At 66.4% G+C, this 15,418-nt stretch carries 19 protein-coding genes and 2 pseudogenes; 12 read left to right on the forward strand and 9 right to left on the reverse strand.

Annotated features, from left to right (window positions below; all coding sequences use genetic code 11):
• Positions 1–378 precede the first annotated feature (378 nt).
• The 5 genes from OG568_RS49660 (at position 379) to OG568_RS49680 (ending at position 4,084) form a co-directional block, all read left to right on the forward strand.
• Positions 379–675 (forward strand): hypothetical protein, encoded by a 297-nt coding sequence (locus tag OG568_RS49660; RefSeq protein ID WP_329536729.1) that lies wholly within the window; start codon positions 379–381, stop codon positions 673–675.
• 267 nt (positions 676–942) lie between these two features.
• Complete coding sequence (locus OG568_RS49665) at positions 943–2,196, forward strand: IS256 family transposase (protein ID WP_329536730.1); 1,254 nt, start codon at positions 943–945, stop codon at positions 2,194–2,196.
• Positions 2,193–2,675, forward strand: coding sequence for a hypothetical protein (locus tag OG568_RS49670; protein WP_329536731.1), 483 nt, complete (start codon positions 2,193–2,195; stop codon positions 2,673–2,675). The genes OG568_RS49665 and OG568_RS49670 overlap by 4 nt, the downstream gene beginning before the upstream one ends.
• Before the next feature lie 66 nt (positions 2,676–2,741).
• A complete protein-coding gene (locus tag OG568_RS49675; RefSeq protein ID WP_329536732.1) occupies positions 2,742–2,987 on the forward strand; it encodes a hypothetical protein in 246 nt (81 codons plus the stop codon).
• A 215-nt stretch (positions 2,988–3,202) separates the two neighbouring features.
• Positions 3,203–4,084, forward strand: a complete 882-nt coding sequence (locus tag OG568_RS49680; RefSeq protein ID WP_329536733.1) for an IS5 family transposase — start codon at positions 3,203–3,205, stop codon at positions 4,082–4,084.
• A 14-nt stretch (positions 4,085–4,098) separates the two neighbouring features.
• On the opposite strand, the gene OG568_RS49685 is transcribed toward OG568_RS49680, so the two are convergent.
• The 3 genes and pseudogenes from OG568_RS49685 to OG568_RS49695 form a co-directional block, all read right to left on the reverse strand.
• Positions 4,099–4,503 carry a DUF6461 domain-containing protein gene (locus tag OG568_RS49685; RefSeq protein WP_329536734.1) on the reverse strand — a complete coding sequence of 135 codons (405 nt, stop codon included), beginning with the start codon at positions 4,501–4,503 and terminating at the stop codon, positions 4,099–4,101.
• Entirely contained in the window at positions 4,491–5,042 is a 552-nt protein-coding gene (locus tag OG568_RS49690) for an IS5 family transposase (RefSeq protein WP_329536735.1), read from the reverse strand. The genes OG568_RS49685 and OG568_RS49690 overlap by 13 nt, the downstream gene beginning before the upstream one ends.
• A gap of 439 nt (positions 5,043–5,481) precedes the next feature.
• Positions 5,482–6,143: pseudogene (locus OG568_RS49695) on the reverse strand (IS110 family transposase); the annotation flags it as partial.
• Here OG568_RS49695 and OG568_RS49700 point away from each other — a divergent pair.
• Positions 6,105–6,254: a hypothetical protein gene (locus OG568_RS49700; protein WP_329538328.1), complete on the forward strand. Its 150-nt coding sequence runs from the start codon at positions 6,105–6,107 to the stop codon at positions 6,252–6,254. The pseudogene OG568_RS49695 and the gene OG568_RS49700 overlap by 39 nt on opposite strands.
• 126 nt (positions 6,255–6,380) lie before the next feature.
• Here OG568_RS49700 and OG568_RS49705 read toward each other — a convergent pair whose 3' ends face one another.
• A complete protein-coding gene (locus tag OG568_RS49705) occupies positions 6,381–6,764 on the reverse strand; it encodes a hypothetical protein (RefSeq protein WP_329536736.1) in 384 nt (127 codons plus the stop codon).
• A gap of 76 nt (positions 6,765–6,840) precedes the next feature.
• Here OG568_RS49705 and OG568_RS49710 point away from each other — a divergent pair, with 76 nt between their 5' ends.
• Positions 6,841–7,755 carry an IS982 family transposase gene (locus OG568_RS49710; RefSeq protein ID WP_329536737.1) on the forward strand — a complete coding sequence of 305 codons (915 nt, stop codon included), beginning with the start codon at positions 6,841–6,843 and terminating at the stop codon, positions 7,753–7,755.
• Positions 7,756–7,789: 34 nt separating this feature from the next.
• Positions 7,790–8,182: a hypothetical protein gene (locus OG568_RS49715; protein WP_329536738.1), complete on the forward strand. Its 393-nt coding sequence runs from the start codon at positions 7,790–7,792 to the stop codon at positions 8,180–8,182.
• A 138-nt stretch (positions 8,183–8,320) separates the two neighbouring features.
• Here the strand turns inward: OG568_RS49715 and OG568_RS49720 are convergent, their stop codons facing one another.
• On the reverse strand, positions 8,321–9,052 hold the full coding sequence (locus OG568_RS49720; RefSeq protein WP_329536739.1) for an SDR family NAD(P)-dependent oxidoreductase: 732 nt from the start codon (positions 9,050–9,052) through the stop codon (positions 8,321–8,323).
• 95 nt (positions 9,053–9,147) lie between these two features.
• On the opposite strand from OG568_RS49720, the pseudogene OG568_RS61750 reads away from it, so the two are divergent.
• A pseudogene (locus OG568_RS61750) lies at positions 9,148–9,288 on the forward strand (LysR family transcriptional regulator); the annotation flags it as partial.
• A gap of 439 nt (positions 9,289–9,727) precedes the next feature.
• Here the strand turns inward: OG568_RS61750 and istB are convergent.
• The 3 genes from istB to OG568_RS49740 form a co-directional block, all read right to left on the reverse strand.
• Complete coding sequence (gene istB / locus OG568_RS49730; RefSeq protein ID WP_329536741.1) at positions 9,728–10,501, reverse strand: IS21-like element helper ATPase IstB; 774 nt, start codon at positions 10,499–10,501, stop codon at positions 9,728–9,730.
• A complete protein-coding gene (istA, locus tag OG568_RS49735) occupies positions 10,498–11,913 on the reverse strand; it encodes an IS21 family transposase (protein ID WP_329536742.1) in 1,416 nt (471 codons plus the stop codon). The genes istB and istA overlap by 4 nt, the downstream gene beginning before the upstream one ends.
• A gap of 551 nt (positions 11,914–12,464) precedes the next feature.
• Positions 12,465–13,028 (reverse strand): DinB family protein, encoded by a 564-nt coding sequence (locus OG568_RS49740; protein WP_329536743.1) that lies wholly within the window; start codon positions 13,026–13,028, stop codon positions 12,465–12,467.
• 526 nt (positions 13,029–13,554) lie between these two features.
• Here OG568_RS49740 and OG568_RS49745 point away from each other — a divergent pair.
• Positions 13,555–13,767, forward strand: coding sequence for a cold-shock protein (locus OG568_RS49745; protein WP_329536744.1), 213 nt, complete (start codon positions 13,555–13,557; stop codon positions 13,765–13,767).
• Between the two features lie 38 nt (positions 13,768–13,805).
• Here OG568_RS49745 and OG568_RS49750 read toward each other — a convergent pair whose 3' ends face one another.
• Positions 13,806–14,195 carry a hypothetical protein gene (locus tag OG568_RS49750; RefSeq protein WP_329536745.1) on the reverse strand — a complete coding sequence of 130 codons (390 nt, stop codon included), beginning with the start codon at positions 14,193–14,195 and terminating at the stop codon, positions 13,806–13,808.
• 285 nt (positions 14,196–14,480) lie between these two features.
• Between OG568_RS49750 and OG568_RS49755 the strand changes: the two genes are divergently transcribed.
• A complete protein-coding gene (locus tag OG568_RS49755) occupies positions 14,481–14,804 on the forward strand; it encodes a hypothetical protein (RefSeq protein WP_329536746.1) in 324 nt (107 codons plus the stop codon).
• Between the two features lie 140 nt (positions 14,805–14,944).
• A complete protein-coding gene (locus OG568_RS49760) occupies positions 14,945–15,382 on the forward strand; it encodes a DUF4240 domain-containing protein (protein ID WP_329538236.1) in 438 nt (145 codons plus the stop codon).
• The last annotated feature ends 36 nt before the right edge of the window (positions 15,383–15,418 follow it).

The raw sequence follows: 15,418 nt of genomic DNA on the forward strand, positions 1-15,418 counted from the left end.
TGCTTACGTTCTGAATGTGCGGCCCGCACGAGGGGGTCTCGGCATTGCGCTCTCCGGCACCGGCCCGCTGCCGGTCGTCGATCGGGGTGTCCGGGGACGCTCATGCCAAGCGGCGGGGGGAACGGTGTGCAAGATGCTCAGTACGCTGGCAGCACGTCACCCTCGGGCGGGGCTTTCAGCTCATCAGGGACGCTCTCACCACAGAGAGCCGTATGGCCGACCGCGCGGCGCGCTCCCCCGCGGACGGCACCAGGCAGGTGTCCGCCATCGTCTTCCTCCGTATCCGAGGAGCCCTGACGTGTTCTCGCGTCCACTCCCCGTGTCCCGCGAAGGCGGCGCAGGCCGGCTCTGCAGCCGTTGCACCGCCAGGAGCGTGGCATGAACGCTTCCGCAGTCACCAGTGTCATCACGGGCGGTCTGCTCGGGGCAGTGGCCGACGCGCCCTGGTGGGGCAGCTGTGCCGTCGTCGTCATCATCTTCGGGATCGGCCATGCGACACAGCTTGTCGACGCGTGGAACAAGCTCCGGAGAGGGCCCCACGAACGGCGAGCCCTCCGGGAAGCACAGGCCGCCGATGTCCTCGCCTACTTCAGCCAGACCCACACCGGCACGCCCGCGCAACCGCTCACAGACACATCCGCAGTCGATCCGCCGGCCGACGCGGGGACAACATGACGGCGCAGGAGGTGCCGCAATCCGCCCTGGGCAGGCCGGGGTCCGGTTCGAACAGACGTACCATATGGGCGTGGCAACGTACGAATTTCCCCCGATGCTGATCGACGCCCAGAACGAGCTTGATCAGGTCCGCGCCGACCTCCGAGCAATGCTCAAGACCTGTGGATCGGGGCTCGGGTGGCACGCGAGGGGCGTACCTTCCCGAGTGATCGATTGAAGGTCACCGAGTAGGCCGGCGTTCGCAGCGCCGGTCGGGAAGGCACGCCCGTGCTCACGGTAGTCAATGCTGACGGTTCCACGCCAAACGGCTCCCTGATCGACGAGATCGTCCGCGAGGGCGCGAGGCGGATGTTGGCTGCCGCCCTGGAGGCGGAAGTCAATGCTTACATAGCCGAGTTGGCCGGTGAGCGGGACGAGAGGGGTCACCGCCTGGTCGTGCGCAACGGCCATCACCAGCCGCGGAAGGTCACCACCTCCGCCGGAGTCGTCGAGGTCAAGGCCCCGCGCGTGAACGACAAGCGCATTGACGAGGCCTCGGGCGAGCGTAAGCGGTTCTCCTCGGCGATCCTGCCGCCCTGGGCACGGAAGTCCCCGAAGATCAGCGAGGTGCTGCCGCTGCTCTACCTGCACGGCCTGTCCTCCGGCGACTTCGTACCCGCACTCGAGCAGTTCCTCGGCTCCTCGGCCGGCCTCTCGCCCGCCACCGTGACGCGGCTGAACGTCCAATGGCAGGCCGACCACAGGGCGTTCATGGACCGTGACCTGTCTTCCACCGACTATGTGTACGTCTGGGCCGACGGCGTCCACCTGCGCATCCGCCTGGAGGAGGCGAAGGCCGCGGTCCTGGTGCTGATGGGCGTGCGGGCCGACGGCACGAAGGAGCTGATCGCGATGACCGACGGATACCGCGAGTCGTCCGAGGCCTGGGCCGGGCTGCTGCGGGACTGCGCCCGCCGAGGCATGCGGGCCCCGGTCCTGGCCGTCGGAGACGGCGCACTCGGCTTCTGGAACGCGCTGAACGAGGTGTTCCCCGACACCCGCCATCAAAGGTGCTGGGTTCATAAAACGGCCAACGTTTTGGACGCGCTGCCGAAGTCGGCCCAGCCCGCGGCCAAGCGCGCGATCCAGGAGATCTACAACGCTGAGGACAAGGAGCACGCGGCCAGGGCCGTCCGCGCCTTCGAGCGGGCCTACCAGGCGAAATACCCCAAGGTCGTCAAGCGGATCACGGACGACGAGGACGAGCTGCTGGCGTTCTTCGACTTCCCCGCCGAGCACTGGGTCCATCTGCGCACCACAAATCCGATCGAGTCGACCTTCGCCACGGTCCGGTTGCGGACGAAGGTCACCAAGGGCGCCGGCAGCCGGGGAGCCGCCCTCGCCATGGTCTTCAAGCTGATCGAATCCGCTCAGGCCCGCTGGCGCACGGTCAACGCACCCCATCTCGTGGCGCTGGTGCGGGCCGGGGCCCGTTTTGAACGCGGCCACCTGGTCGAGCGCCCCGAGGAGGCCGCCGCATGAATGGTCCCCACCGCGCCGATGACCGGTCCGCCGAGGACGAGCACCGGCGATTCGCCCGCTACCTGCACGAGCTGGCCGTCGTCCGTGACGAAGACGAAGCCGATCTGGTGACCAGAATCCTGCGCGACTCGGACACGACGATGGCGCAGTCGGCCATCGTCCGCCACCTCGACCATCATGCGGCGCAGCTGCTGACCGACGAGGGGTTCACCGCCTGGGCCCGCGCGATGGCCGAGATCACCACGGAGCGCGAGTTCCTCGCCCGCCGACTGCGCGAATGGACCCTGCTGCGGTCAATCACCGTGGGCGAGCCATGGAGCTCGGAGGAAGTCACCACCGGATCCGACTGGTTCCAGCGGAAGGCCGTCGAGACCCTGCCCTCACCCGCCGCCCTCACCCTGCTCGCCGAGGCCGGAAGAACCCGACGCGTGCGCGCTGACGCCAGTCGCCGACTACGTCAGGGACACCACAGCGACTGACTTGATCCACAGGTCTTGACTATTCCTCCCGACCTCCGGGCTCTTTTCGAAAAGGTGCCGTGGTCGGTGGAACCGATGGACGCGTGGGAGACACACGAGAACGCGTGGCGGCCGGCGTCCCGTCCCGCCTCGCCTGGCTGGGACCCGGAGGACGCCGAGGAGATTGACCGGCTGCGAGCGAGGGAACTCGAACTCGCTGAGCTTCTCGTGTGCCACCAGTACTGGATGACGTTTGCTCCCGGCGACGTACAGGCCGCCCGTGACGCGCTCAAGCACCATCGCGAGCAGGAGCCGGCCAGTATGGCGAGCTGACCGGCGGCCGAGCAGCTGCGCCAGAATCCTCTTGATCAGGAGTTCAGGCAGCACTTCATCGTGCAGCGGGGAACTCCGTCCTGGACGACGGACTTGTTTGGGCCGGGCGTCGTGCTGGCGCTCACTCCGGGCTGCGGCATCCCGGCGGAACGTCGTCCTAGGGCCTGTCCGATGGGTCGCGTGACTGTCTTGACATCCTGATCGTTTCGGTCGGCGTGGGGAGAGGCGACCTATCAGACGAGGAATGGGCTCGGCTGGAGCCGCACTTACCGAAGAACGTCGGGCGCGGTGGGCGTTGGCAGAGCCATCGCAGGGTGATCAACGGGATCCTGTTCCGTCAGCGGACTGGCATTCCATGGCGGGATCTGCCCACGCGGTTCGGGAAGTGGAAGACGGTCCATGATAGGCATCGCAGATGGTCGGCGGACGGCACATGGGAGAGGGTTCTCCAGGCAGTCCAAGCCCAAGCCGATGCGGAAGGCCGGGTCGACTGGTCCATGGTGAGTGTGGACTCCACCGTGTGCCGCGTTCACCAGCATGCTGCCGGGGCTCCCAAGCTGGCACCACTGATACCCGGCAAGCGCAGTCGCCCTGCCCAGCACCAATCCGATGAGGCTCTCGGCCGCTCCCGCGGAGGATTGAGCACGAAGATCCACCTGGCTGGTGAAGGCGGGCTGCGGCCTCTGGCTCTTCTCGTGACGCCCGGTCAGTGGGGTGACGCCCCACAGATGATCCCGGTCCTGGACCGGGTTCGAGTTCCCCGCCCCTCAGGCGGGCGCCCGCGAACCAGACCAGACCATCTGAGCGGTGACAAAGCGTATAGCTCTCGCCGCAACCGCCGCTATCTGCGGCGTCGGCACATCAAGCACACCATTCCCGAGCGCCGCGACCAGCGGTCCCACCGTCGGAACCGCGGAAGCAAGGGCGGCAGACCTGCGGTCTTCGACCGGGCCCGATACGTCCGCAGGAACGAGGTCGAGCGCACCGTCAACAGGATCAAGAACTTTCGGGCCGTGGCCACCCGTTATGACAAGAGGGCGTACGTCTTTCACGGCACCGCCACCGTTGCTGCGATCCAGTTGTGGCTCCGGAGATGATATGACTCTCGCGATCATGCCTCGCGCACGATGAACATGGGGAGTTCCCCGTCCAGCACGTCCGCCCGTGGCAGCTGCAATCGGAAGTGTTCCTCGATCACCAGGACGCTCAGCCTACGGACACGTTCGGCGTCAGCCCCGCGCAAATCCAGCTGTGCCGGCAGAACTCCCATCTCGGTAAGAGCTGGGACCAGCAGGTCGGGACTCTTACCCCACCGGCGGGCTTCTTCCCCGATACCGAACGAGCAGATGCAGTCGCCATCGTGGTAGTAGGCGAACATCGATGGCGGGTGCCACGGACTCAGGGAGAAGTTGACCGCCTCCACCCCCATGGCTGAGACAGCGCCCAAGCCGGTGCTGGTGGGGCCAACAGCGTCACCGTACTCAATGGCAAAGGACCAGTCGCCTACACGTCCCACTCTGACAGCACTTCCGACGCCACCACCAGCGAGCAGGCCCACCACGTCGTCCGAAGACGCCCAAGCAGGACCTGCGCGGCGGCGCGGTCGCCGGTGTCCGCGGCGGTGACCATCACCCCCAGCAGCAGTCCGAGCGTGTCGACCACGACGTGCCGCTTGCGCCCGTTGACCAGCTTGCCGCCGTCGAAGCCACGGCTGTCCGCACCGACGACGGCGTCCGCCTTGACCGACTGTGAGTCGATCACACCCGCACTCGGCTCCGCGTCGCGGCCCAGCCCCTCGCGGACCCTGGCGCGCAGCCGGTCGTGGAACTCCCTGACCAGACCGTGGTCGCGCCAGCGGCGGAAGAACGCGTAGACCCGGTCCCACGGCGGGAAGTCGGCAGGCATCGCGCGCCACTTGATGCCATTGTCGACGAGGTGGCGAATCGCATCGAGTATCGCCCGGTGGCAGTACGCCTCCGGCTGCCCTCCCCGGCCCCGCAGCCAGCCCGGCACCGGCAGCAGCGGCCGGACCACGGCCCACTCCGCGTCCGTCATGTCCGACGGAAACCACCGAACACGTTCCGGGTGATCGGCCGCGTTTCCGAACCGGTGAGCGACACAATCACACGTCGGTGCAGCCGAGTTGAACTCCACCGGCGCGAGCGCGTACAACTGCGGCAACAGGGTCTCCTGGATCTCGGTTGGCTTCGCAACCCCGAGCTACCAAGAGGCCCTGCCTTTATGCCCGTGACCAGCCGCGGTCACCCGATCGAGACTCCCGTTCGACGGCCACCTCTCAAGATCGGAACGACAACAGCCACTAAGTGCTCTGCGCGCCAGGCTGACACTGCACGACAGAGCCCCTGACCTTGTCGGCCAGGCCGTCCCCAGGCCCTGACGCTATTTCTCGTGAACATCCAGGAACTTGTCGATCACCAGATGCCGCCGCAACCAGTGAACAAACGCTGCTGCTGAACGCGAACGAAGCCAACCGGGCGGCGATCTGTGCGGAGAGGTAGAAGACGCGTAGGAGCCGACGGTGGTAGCGGTGTGGTCGCGCATGTTGCCACTGACGCGGCCTGAGTCCCGTGGGACCGGGGTGAGACCAGCGACTCCGGCGAGGCGCCCCGCACTCCCGAAGGCGTCCATGTCCCCTCCGGTGCAGGCGATGAACTCCGCCCCCAGCAACGGGCCCATCCCGGGCATGCTGACGATTACTTCCGCGTCGCGATGCTCACGGAAGCGGGCAGCGATCTTCAGGTCGATGCTGGAGATCTCCTCGTCCAGTGCCAGTACGGCCTTGGCCAGGGTTTGGACCACAGCTGCGGCCGCGGCGTAGTCGAACGCCCGCTCCAGAGCGGGGAAGTACTCCAGCAGCTGGGCCCGCATTCGGTTGATGGCCCGCGTGCGGTCGGCTGCAGGTCGTAGCGGCGAGCGGTGAGGATCTTCAAGGTCCACCGCGATCTCATCCCAGTCCTGCAGAGGCTGCAGGTCCCGGCGCATCCGGGCCTGGTCGGCGATGACGTAGGCGTCCTTGGCGTCGGTCTTGCCGTCCCCTCAGTAGCTGTGGGAGGCGTGGTGAACGGTGCGGCCAGGGATATAGAAGAGCCGTTGGCCGTGACTGGTGAGCAATGCGATCAGCAGGGCGGCTCCGCCCGCGACTTCGAACAAGCCCTCGACGCCATCACCGCCGAACTCCTCGCAGGCCCCGCCATCGACTACCAACACCGACGCGAAGCCCTGGCAACCTGGCCCCTGGAACCCTAGATGATCAATTCCAAGGGGTCAGTGATCGTATGGCGTGAGCAAGCAGAGGTTGGCTTGTCCGGTGCGGTCGTTGTGCACCATCGCCGACGCAGACGCCGCGGCGGGCCAGGAAAAGTGCCTCCTGCCTCACACTGGAAGCCAATCCGGCCACCACGGTGGCACGTTGTCGGGCGCACAGAAGCTGACCGGATAACCGTCAGGCGCGTGCCAGATCGCCATTAGGGGCCACAGTAGGGCGGCGGCTGCGGCAACGGTCATGAGTAGGGGAAGCAGCAACTGTCGACGGCCGGTGACCTTGCGCATGAGCCCCCACAGCAACGTGGAAGCCATGGCCATAGAGGTCGATGCCATGACGAGGTCCCCGAGATTGGCTGAGGCGTTGATACCGATGTCGCAGTCATGCCAGGCGTTGCTCAGCAGCACGGAGGCCGCATAGCCGGATCCCAGGAAGGTGACCCAACCAACGGCCCAGGCTCCGGCGCTGTACGGCGCCCTCTCGCTGTCGTTCACAGACTTCCTCGCCACTGGATGATCAATTTCAAGGGGTGTCGGTGGAAACGAGAACGAGGACGTCCAAGATCGTTGTGTGACGAACAACCTGGACACCCTCGCGACAGCACTCTATGCGACGACCGACGATCTGCTGAAGGAGCGGCCGGACTTGGCGCCGTGGCGGCCGGCTGTGGGGATCGCGCCGCAGATCACGGACGCCGAGCTGGTCACCCTCGCGATGATGCAGGCCCTGCTCGGTTTCACATCCGAGGCCAGGTGGCTGCGGCATGCCCGGGCCCACCTGCGGCACCTCTTCCCGTACCTGCCGCAGCAACCTGGCTACAACAAGCGGCTACGCAAAGCCGCCGAGCTGCTGCGCCGGGTCAACCGGATCCTGGCCACCAGCACCTCGGTGTGGAGCGACAGCGTGTGGATCGTGGACTCCACGCCCGTGGAATGCGGACGCTCACGGGAGACCGTGAAACGCTCCGACCTGGCCGGATGGGCCCAGTACGGCTACTGCGCCAGCCACAGCCGCTTCTTCTGGGGCCTGCGCCTGCACCTGATATGCACTCTCCAGGGTCTGCCCGTCGTCTTCGCTCTGACCGGGGCCAAGGCCGACGAACGCGAGACCCTGCTGGACCTGCTTGCCGCCGAACCGCACTTGGTCGCCGCCCGCCCCGGCCAGACACTGATCGGCGACAAGAACTACTTCGGCCGCGACTTCGAACACGAACTTACCCAGCAGGGCATCCAGTTGCTACGGCCGACCCGCAAGGGCGAACGGCAACGGCCCGGCGGATCCCTGTTCAAGCCGTTGCGACAAGTCATCGAGTCGATCAACGAGACCTTCAAAGGACAACTCGACCTTGAACAGCACCGAGGGCGCACACCCCGCGGCGTCATCGCCCGCGTCATGCAGCGCATCCTCGCGCTGACCACCGTGATCTGGCATAACGACCGCACCGGACAAGCCACCCTCCGCTCGCTCACCTCGTGCGATCACTGACCCCTTGGAATTGATCATCTAGAGCTGGCAGCACATGCTCACCCAGCTCCCGGACCTCACCAGCCATCGAACGCCCATCAGCGACGACCGCAGACGCCTGGCCGTCAGCGCCTACATCTGGACCCGCGTCACCGAAGGCGAGCCCGACTTCGCGCCCTGCCCGCCGCACATCGCTCCCGACCCCGAACTACGCGCCGTCTGGACCCGGGAGCGACACAACGTGTTCCACTGGCTCCGCAAAGCTGACCACCAGCCCTACTACGGCACCATCAAGCCGCTGCTCGAAGACCACGCCGAGCACCTGGCCAAGGCGATTGTGACGGGACGCGGTAGTTGGAACCATGGGGGTGTGGTGACCTTGCGCTTCGGACCCCGCAGGTCACGCTTGTTGGAACCAGATGGTCACGTTGCTTACGACCTGCGGTGAATTGCCATTCATGTTGGAACCAGTAGCGGTGCGGAGCGTTGCCCCGGGCAGCGGAGCGTCAGCCGCCGCAGCCGATGAACCTGTTCGAGACGCGCGGGCGAAGCCGCCTCACCCCGCGGGTGATGACCACCGTGCACATCACCAGGGCACTACGCCGGCGTCTTCGAAGAACTTGCCGGTCGGGCCGTCGTCTGGCAGGGTCGCGAGTTTGATGGCGATCGCCGCGCCCTGTTCGGGGGCGCGCACGCCGCGGAAACCGTTGAGGTCGGTCGCGACGTAGCCGGGGCAGCCGGCGTTGATCAGGATGTTCGTGCCGCTCAGCTCCCGGGCGTACTGGAGGGTGACGGCGTTCAGGAACGTCTTCGACGACGCGTACGCCACGGCGATCGGACCCGTCGTCTGCTCAGCAGCGGTTCCTGACTGCCGGGTGAGGGAGCCGACACTGCTGGACATGTTCACGATCCGTGGTGAGGCGGAGCGGCGCAGCAACGGCATCATCGCGTTGGTGACGCGGATGACGCCGATCACGTTGGTCTCCACGACCGTCCGGATGGTGGCGGGATCGACCCGGGTGGGCTCCTGCGGCATGCCGCCGGCGATGCCGGCGTTGTTGACGAGCACGTCGAGGCGCCCGGCCTGTTCCTCGATCAGCCGTGCGGCGGCGGTCGCGCTCGCGTCGTCGGTCACGTCCAGTGGTACGCCGAACGCGTCGACGCCGGCCGCGCGCAGTCTTTCCACCGTGGCCTTACGGCGCTGATCGTCGCGGGCGCCGACGCCGACGCTCCAGCCGAGGGCGCCCAGGCCCGCGGCGATCTCGTGGCCGATTCCCTTGTTCGCGCCGGTGACCAGCGCAATCGTTCGTTCACTCATGAGGACCATGCTGCTCTCGGACTCCGGCTGGGGTCCAAGACCGATCGGGTGGGCGGCGATACTGTCCGGGTATTGATCCGGGGTAGCGTGGCCGGATGGAGAGCCGGGAACTGCGATATTTCGTCGCTGTCGCTGAAGAGCTGCACTTCGGGCGCGCCGCGCAGCGGCTCGGGATCGCGCAGCCGCCTCTGTCGCGGGCGATCCAGCAGCTCGAACGCTGTCGGCGTACTCCTCTGGCTGCTCCAGCAAGTACAGAGATACGTGCACCACGTTCGAGCCCTCTCTCGTATGGTCTGCCTGTGAATTCAGACGCCGTAGGAGGGGGTCCTGTTGGAGGAGAGCGAGGCGAGGCGGCTCGCAGAGGAGTTCGGTCGTGGCTTGACCGAGCAGTGGGATGAATGGGCCTTTGAACTGGGCCTGTGGGCGACCCCGGCCGTCACGGGCATGTTCGGCTTCACCTGGCACCCCACCGCGAAGGGCAAAGATGGGCGTCCGATCCGAGTGGGCGGAAACTGGCCCATCCTCGTGGACCAGGACACCGGCGCATGCCGACTCGTGCGGGGGCCGAACGAGTTCGCGGCTCTCAGAGGCACGTCGGCGGCTCGCAATGCCCGCTGGACCACTGCCCGTAGAAGGCGCCCACCCAGGTAGCTGGGGCCTCGCGCCAACCGGGTGTCAGGCTGCGTCGTTGCGATCGCGTTCGATGGCGGCGAGTCGGTTCTTGAGTCGGTAGCTTGGGCCGTTGATGGAGATGACTCCGCAGTGGTGGAGGAGGCGGTCGAGGATGGCGGTGGCGAGGACCTCATCGCCGAACACCTCTCCCCATTCGCTGAAGGTCTTGTTCGAAGTGAGGATGATCGAGCCCTTTTCGTATCTCTTTGAGATCACTTGGAAGACCAGGTTGGCTTCCGCGCGGGCGAGGGGCTGGTAGCCGACCTCGTCCAGAACGAGAACGGCTGGCCGTAGGTAGCTGCCGAGCTTACTGGTCAGGCGCCCTGCGGCTTCGGCGGCGGTGAGGTTGCGGACCATGTCGTCAAGGCTGGTGAAGTAGATCGAATAGCCGGCCCGGCAGGCCGCGACCGCGAGAGCGACGACGATGTGCGTCTTGCCCACCCCCGACGGTCCGAGCAGGGCAGCGTTGGCCTTGGCCTCGACGAACGAGAGGGTGGCAAGGTCCTTGACCTTGCGGGGGTCGAGCTCGGACTGGAACGAGAAATCGTAGTCATCGAGCGTCTTGTGGTGTGGCAGCTTCGACAGCCGCAGGCCCTGACGGAAGCGGCGGTCGTCACGGACGGCGAGTTCTTCGGACAGAACCAGGTCGATGAAGTCGAGGTAGCCCATCTTGGCCTCATCGGCCCGCTGCGCGTACTGGGTCAGGGCCTCGGCCAGGTGCGGAAGGCCCAGCTTCGCGGCCGTGCTGCGGATACGGGTGGAGACCAGCTCGCTCAAGACGATTCCTTCGTGCTCGGGTGGGTGGTGAAGGGGCGGGTGCCGGTCAGCTCGTCATAGACCGACAACGGCCGTCGGCCAACCTCGACCTGGGTGGCCGCGGCCCGGTTCAGCAAAGCCAACAGCGATCCCGCCTCCGCTCCGCCGTCCTGCCGGCGGGGTGCGGGCAGGTCTCCGCCCGCTGTGACCCGGCGGCTGGCTCCGGTGGGCAGACCGTCCCAGTGCCGCTCGTCCACGACCCGGGCGCCTCGGCCAACTGCCCGCGGGTGGGTGGCCAGCAGGGTCTCTCCCTGGCGATCGGGTGTGGTGGCATGCAGGGTGACTTGGGACTTCGTGGCTCTGATCTCGACAAGCTGCCGCGGGCGGATCCGTAGAGCCGGCACCGAGTAGAGGTTCGCTTCGAAAGCGACGAGGCAGTCCTTGCCGACATAGCGAAGGTGCCGCTGGGTGACCACGTATGGGGTGGCCGGCAGGGGACGGAGAGCCATGTGGTCGCGGACCGCCCGCAGACCGATGACCTCGCCGTGAGTGCCATGGACCTTGGCCCGCCGCAGCGGGACCCAGGCAGTGAAGGCGGCGTTCAGTTCCTCGATGGAGGAGAAGGCGCGTCCAGCCAGGACGTGGTCGCGGACGATCAGGACCTGGCGCTCGACCCGGCCCTTTCCAGTGGGCCTGTATGCGGCCAGGACGTCGGGATCGAAGTCGTAGTGCCCAGCGAACGCGACCGCCTCCGGATGCAGAGGAACGGCCTCACCAGGGGCGACATGCCGACGGACCACAGTCTTGGTCCGGTCGTAGACGATCGACATCGGGACACCGCCGAAGTGGGCAAACGCCTGACGATGGCAGTCGAAGAACGAGGCCAGGTCCTGGCTGGTGGTGAAGCAGCAGAACGGATCCCGCGAGTACGACAGCGTCATGTGGAACGAGTAGACCTTCGCGATCCCGACGTGGGCGAGGATCTTGCCCTCGTCTCCCCAGTCGACTTGGGCCTGAGCTCCGGGCACCACCTCGAACCGGCGGTGAAGTCCGGCCAGCTCACCCGGGCTGATGCCCAGTTCCTCCGCGATCCGCAGCCTTGCCTCCTGCAAATACATCTTCACACGCTGGTAGTTGCCGGTGAATCCGTACTCTGCCACCAGACGCTCGTGGATCACCGCCCCCTTGAGCAGGATCTCCGCCCGCAGCATCGCATCGATCAGCGGCGCAACCTCGTCCACCACCCGCTGGCGCGGCTGACCGTTCACAGCCCTCTTCGGCGGCGCCACCGGAACCTCACCCGACAGGTACTTGGCGACCGTGCGACGGTTCAGCCCGGTCTCCCTCGCGATCTCCCGCAGGCTCATCGCACCCGACTCGTACAGACCGCGAAACCGCCTCAGCTCCAACCACCGATGCGGGTCCAACACCACTGCCAGCCGCCCTCCACCGACCCCAAACAGACGACAGAAGACTCCCGGCCTCAGCCCCCTCCACGCATCAACAACGGTGCATTCTCATCCGTACGTGGTGGTGCACGTTCACTTGCACGCCGACAACAGTCACGACGGCGCACGTGTTCAGCCCGATGCCGTCAGCGGGCCTACCGGTCATCCGGAGAGCAACGTGCGGCGACAACCCCAAGCCCCGTCCCGTTGCCGGGACCTGCGGCTCCACCCAAATCGGTCGGGGCGAGGGCTGACGCCCTCGCCCCGACCCGCAACGAATCCCTTGAATCACCGGGCTACCCAGTATGTTCAGGCCCTATGCCAGAAGGGAGTCGTAGGTCACAGCGCCGGACATGCTCTCAGCGCTGTCGCCAGAAGGCATATCGGCGACGGAAGATGACGCTGTCCTGTCCCGAAGGAGAACGTAGGGAAGGCAGAACGGCGGTTAAAGATCGTGAGGCCTATCGGCGGCAGCAGCCATGGAGCGTCACGGACTCCACGTAAGTTTCCGAAGCTCGATCGCCGGTTACCGAAAGTCATATTCGGTGCGGTCCGGCTCCGTCCTGCCGGCGGTAGAGGTCGCGCAGCAGGGAGATCTCGGCGCCGTGATGGATCAGCTCCCTGTTGACGTGCAGGACCCTGTTCTCCATGGGAAACCGCTCGGGACCCACCGTGGGCGGATTGTCCAGGTCAGCGTCCGAGAACTCGCGGACCCCCGCGTTCCATCTCCCATACATCTCATCGAGCTGCTTTAGCGCCTCGTCAGCGGTCCCCGCGTAGGCGAATGTCTGGGAGTCGACGTCCTGGCCTCCGAAGTACCATCCGACCCGATAGCCCAGGCACGAGACGATGATGTGCGCCAGCCGCCAGGCAATCGTGGTCACCGGTGCCGGCACCGGGGCTGGGGACGCGGAGTCCATCGTCCATTCCCCCGAGCCTTCCAACATCGGTGCGGCCGACGTGCCACGTGGGCGGATGCTCCAGCAGCCGCGCACCGGCTCCCAGAAGTACTCCTCGTCAGTAAGACCGTCCAGCCGTGGCCGCAGGTTCTTGCGCCAGTACCAATCCAACTGCTCCGCGAGCCGCTCGCTTCTTGTCATTGCAGCACACTACAGACCCGTCGAGCAGAGTAATCGTCGCCGTCTGCGGTCATCCTCCACTGTCACAAACCCCGCAGACAGTCATCCCTAAATGGCACAGAAGTCAATCGATCGGCCTTCGCTGGCAATCGATCAACACCCACTGACACAGGTCACCACCGGACACGGACGAACGCGGACCGTAGCCTGGCCCGAACCCGTGTCACGCTGATCGGCTCGGGCCCTGGAATCGGCCCTCTGGCCCGTTTTTTCGGGCCGGGCGGGCAGCGTGACAGTACGGCGTGACACCCGATCGAGGGAGCGTGACACCCCGGAGCGTGACAGCGTGACGGTCACTTTCGGTGATCGCGGCGGCTGACCTCTGACAGGAGATCTTGACCGTTTGTCAGGTGAGTTTGATCGCCTGGCTCCGATCACTTTGTCAGACAAGGTCGGGGATTCCCGGGATCGTCCCCGTCATCGGGAATGATCAGCTCGTTGGGCGTTTTGCACGTCCAGCCCGAGCACGTGATTCGAGGGAGTGGATATGGCGCAGCGGCAGTCCGGCACCGTGAAGTGGTTCAACGAAGAGAAGGGGTTCGGCTTCATCACCCCCGAGAGCGGTCCGGACCTCTTCGTGCACTTCAGGTCGATCCAGGGGAACGGTTTCAAGAGTCTCAAGGAAGGCCAGAAGGTGACCTTCATCGCGGTGCAGGGCCAGAAGGGTATGCAGGCGGACGAGGTCATCGCGGAGGACTGACCCCCTGATCAGGGAAGGGTCTGTTGCCGGCCTGGAGCTCATCGGCGTGGGCCGCGATCCGGGCGGCTTCGCGCAGGCCGGGTTCCCGGGCGGCAGCGGGCCGCGGCTTCGGCGGCGAGCGCCTCCTGGACGACGTCGACGGTGTCCGGGTCGTAGGCCGTGCCCGGGGCCGCGTCGGCGAGCAGCTGGGCGATGCGCTCCCACTCCGCGAGCTCCGCCCGGCCGCGGGTGTCGTCGGCGAGGTGCTCGTGGCGGGAGTCGAAGCGGGCGTCCTCGAGGGCCGCCACGACGGCGGCGGTGTCCATGCCCTTCGCCCGGCGGCGCACGACCCGCCGGCCGATGCGCGCGTGGTCGACCGGCTCGCGGGGCGCGGCCGCGCGGGGAACGGGATGGCGGACAGTGCGCCGGGGCGGCCAGGGGCTGCTCATCAGGGCCTCGCATTCGGGTGCGGAGTAAGGAGCGGACCGCCGTCAGAGCGCTGTGCGACGGCCCGCCGAATACGTGTGCCGAGGCTCGGTAATTGTCACCGACGGCACCGCATAGGCTGCACAGAAACCAGGTCGAAGCAGCCTGACTGTCACCAGAGAGGCGCTGGAGTTGTCACACGTAGCCGATCACTGGTCTTCCTGTCACCGGGGCACAGTGTGACTCGCGACGACCTCATCGCCATGCTCCACGAACAGACTCCGGCATGCGGGCCTGCGCGTAACGCCTTGATCGCTGGGGCTGACTTCGTCGTCTGGGACGGCCTGGTCCCGGCCAACCGGCACGCGGGCGTGTTCCGGGGTCGAATGCACCACTCCTTGAAGCGTGGCCACACGATCGATGGCCTGGCCGACAGTGTCGACATCCTTCGGCGAGCCGGGGAAGAGCCGCTTCGTACCGGATCCATCGACGCGGTGGACAGGTCATCCTGGTTCACGATCTTCCTGAACTCCACGGCGACGGCAGTGGTGGCCTACTGCGGCGGACGCCGACCCACCACCATGGAGTCGGCTGTCCTGTCGCAGACCGGATGGCAGGTGATGCGGCGCTGACCTGCGGAGCTGCCAAGTAGTCGGCGGCCCGGTGTTGGCGGCATTCTCAAACGACCTGGCCTTCGCGGAAGTGATCTCGGTGCTTGTCAGTGGCACCTGGCAGTGTGTGCCGCGTGAACGTTGAATCCTTCTGGGAACTGATGGAGACCTGCCGACGCCAGTCGGAGGGCAGGGATGCGCGACTTGCCTGGTTGCGGAATGAACTGTCGCGAAGGTCGCAGGTGGAGATCGTCGAGTTCCAGCTGTGCCTCGACCAGGTAACCCGTCAGACATTCCACTGGGACTTGGTTGCTGCAGCTGAGCGGATCTTCGGCGGCCGGTGCTCGGACGACGATTTCGACTACTTCGGCCTCTGGATGGTCGGGCTCGGAGGCGAGATCTTCGGGCGAGCGGTGCTTGACCCGGACGCTCTGGCTGATGCGTCTGAGGTGCTGGCGTTGACCGGGAGGAGCTGGAGGGACTGGGGCGAGGACTGGCCTGGGTGGGAGTTGCTGGACTATGTGGCGTCGGAAGCCTACGGGTTTGTGACCGGGGATCCAGATCCGTGTGGCGAAGTGTCGGCGGCGGCTGAATCCTGACCCGGTGTGGGCGGTCGAGTTCTGACCCACCGGGTC

The organism is Streptomyces sp. NBC_01450 (genome assembly GCF_036227505.1).
Classification (GTDB): domain Bacteria; phylum Actinomycetota; class Actinomycetes; order Streptomycetales; family Streptomycetaceae; genus Streptomyces.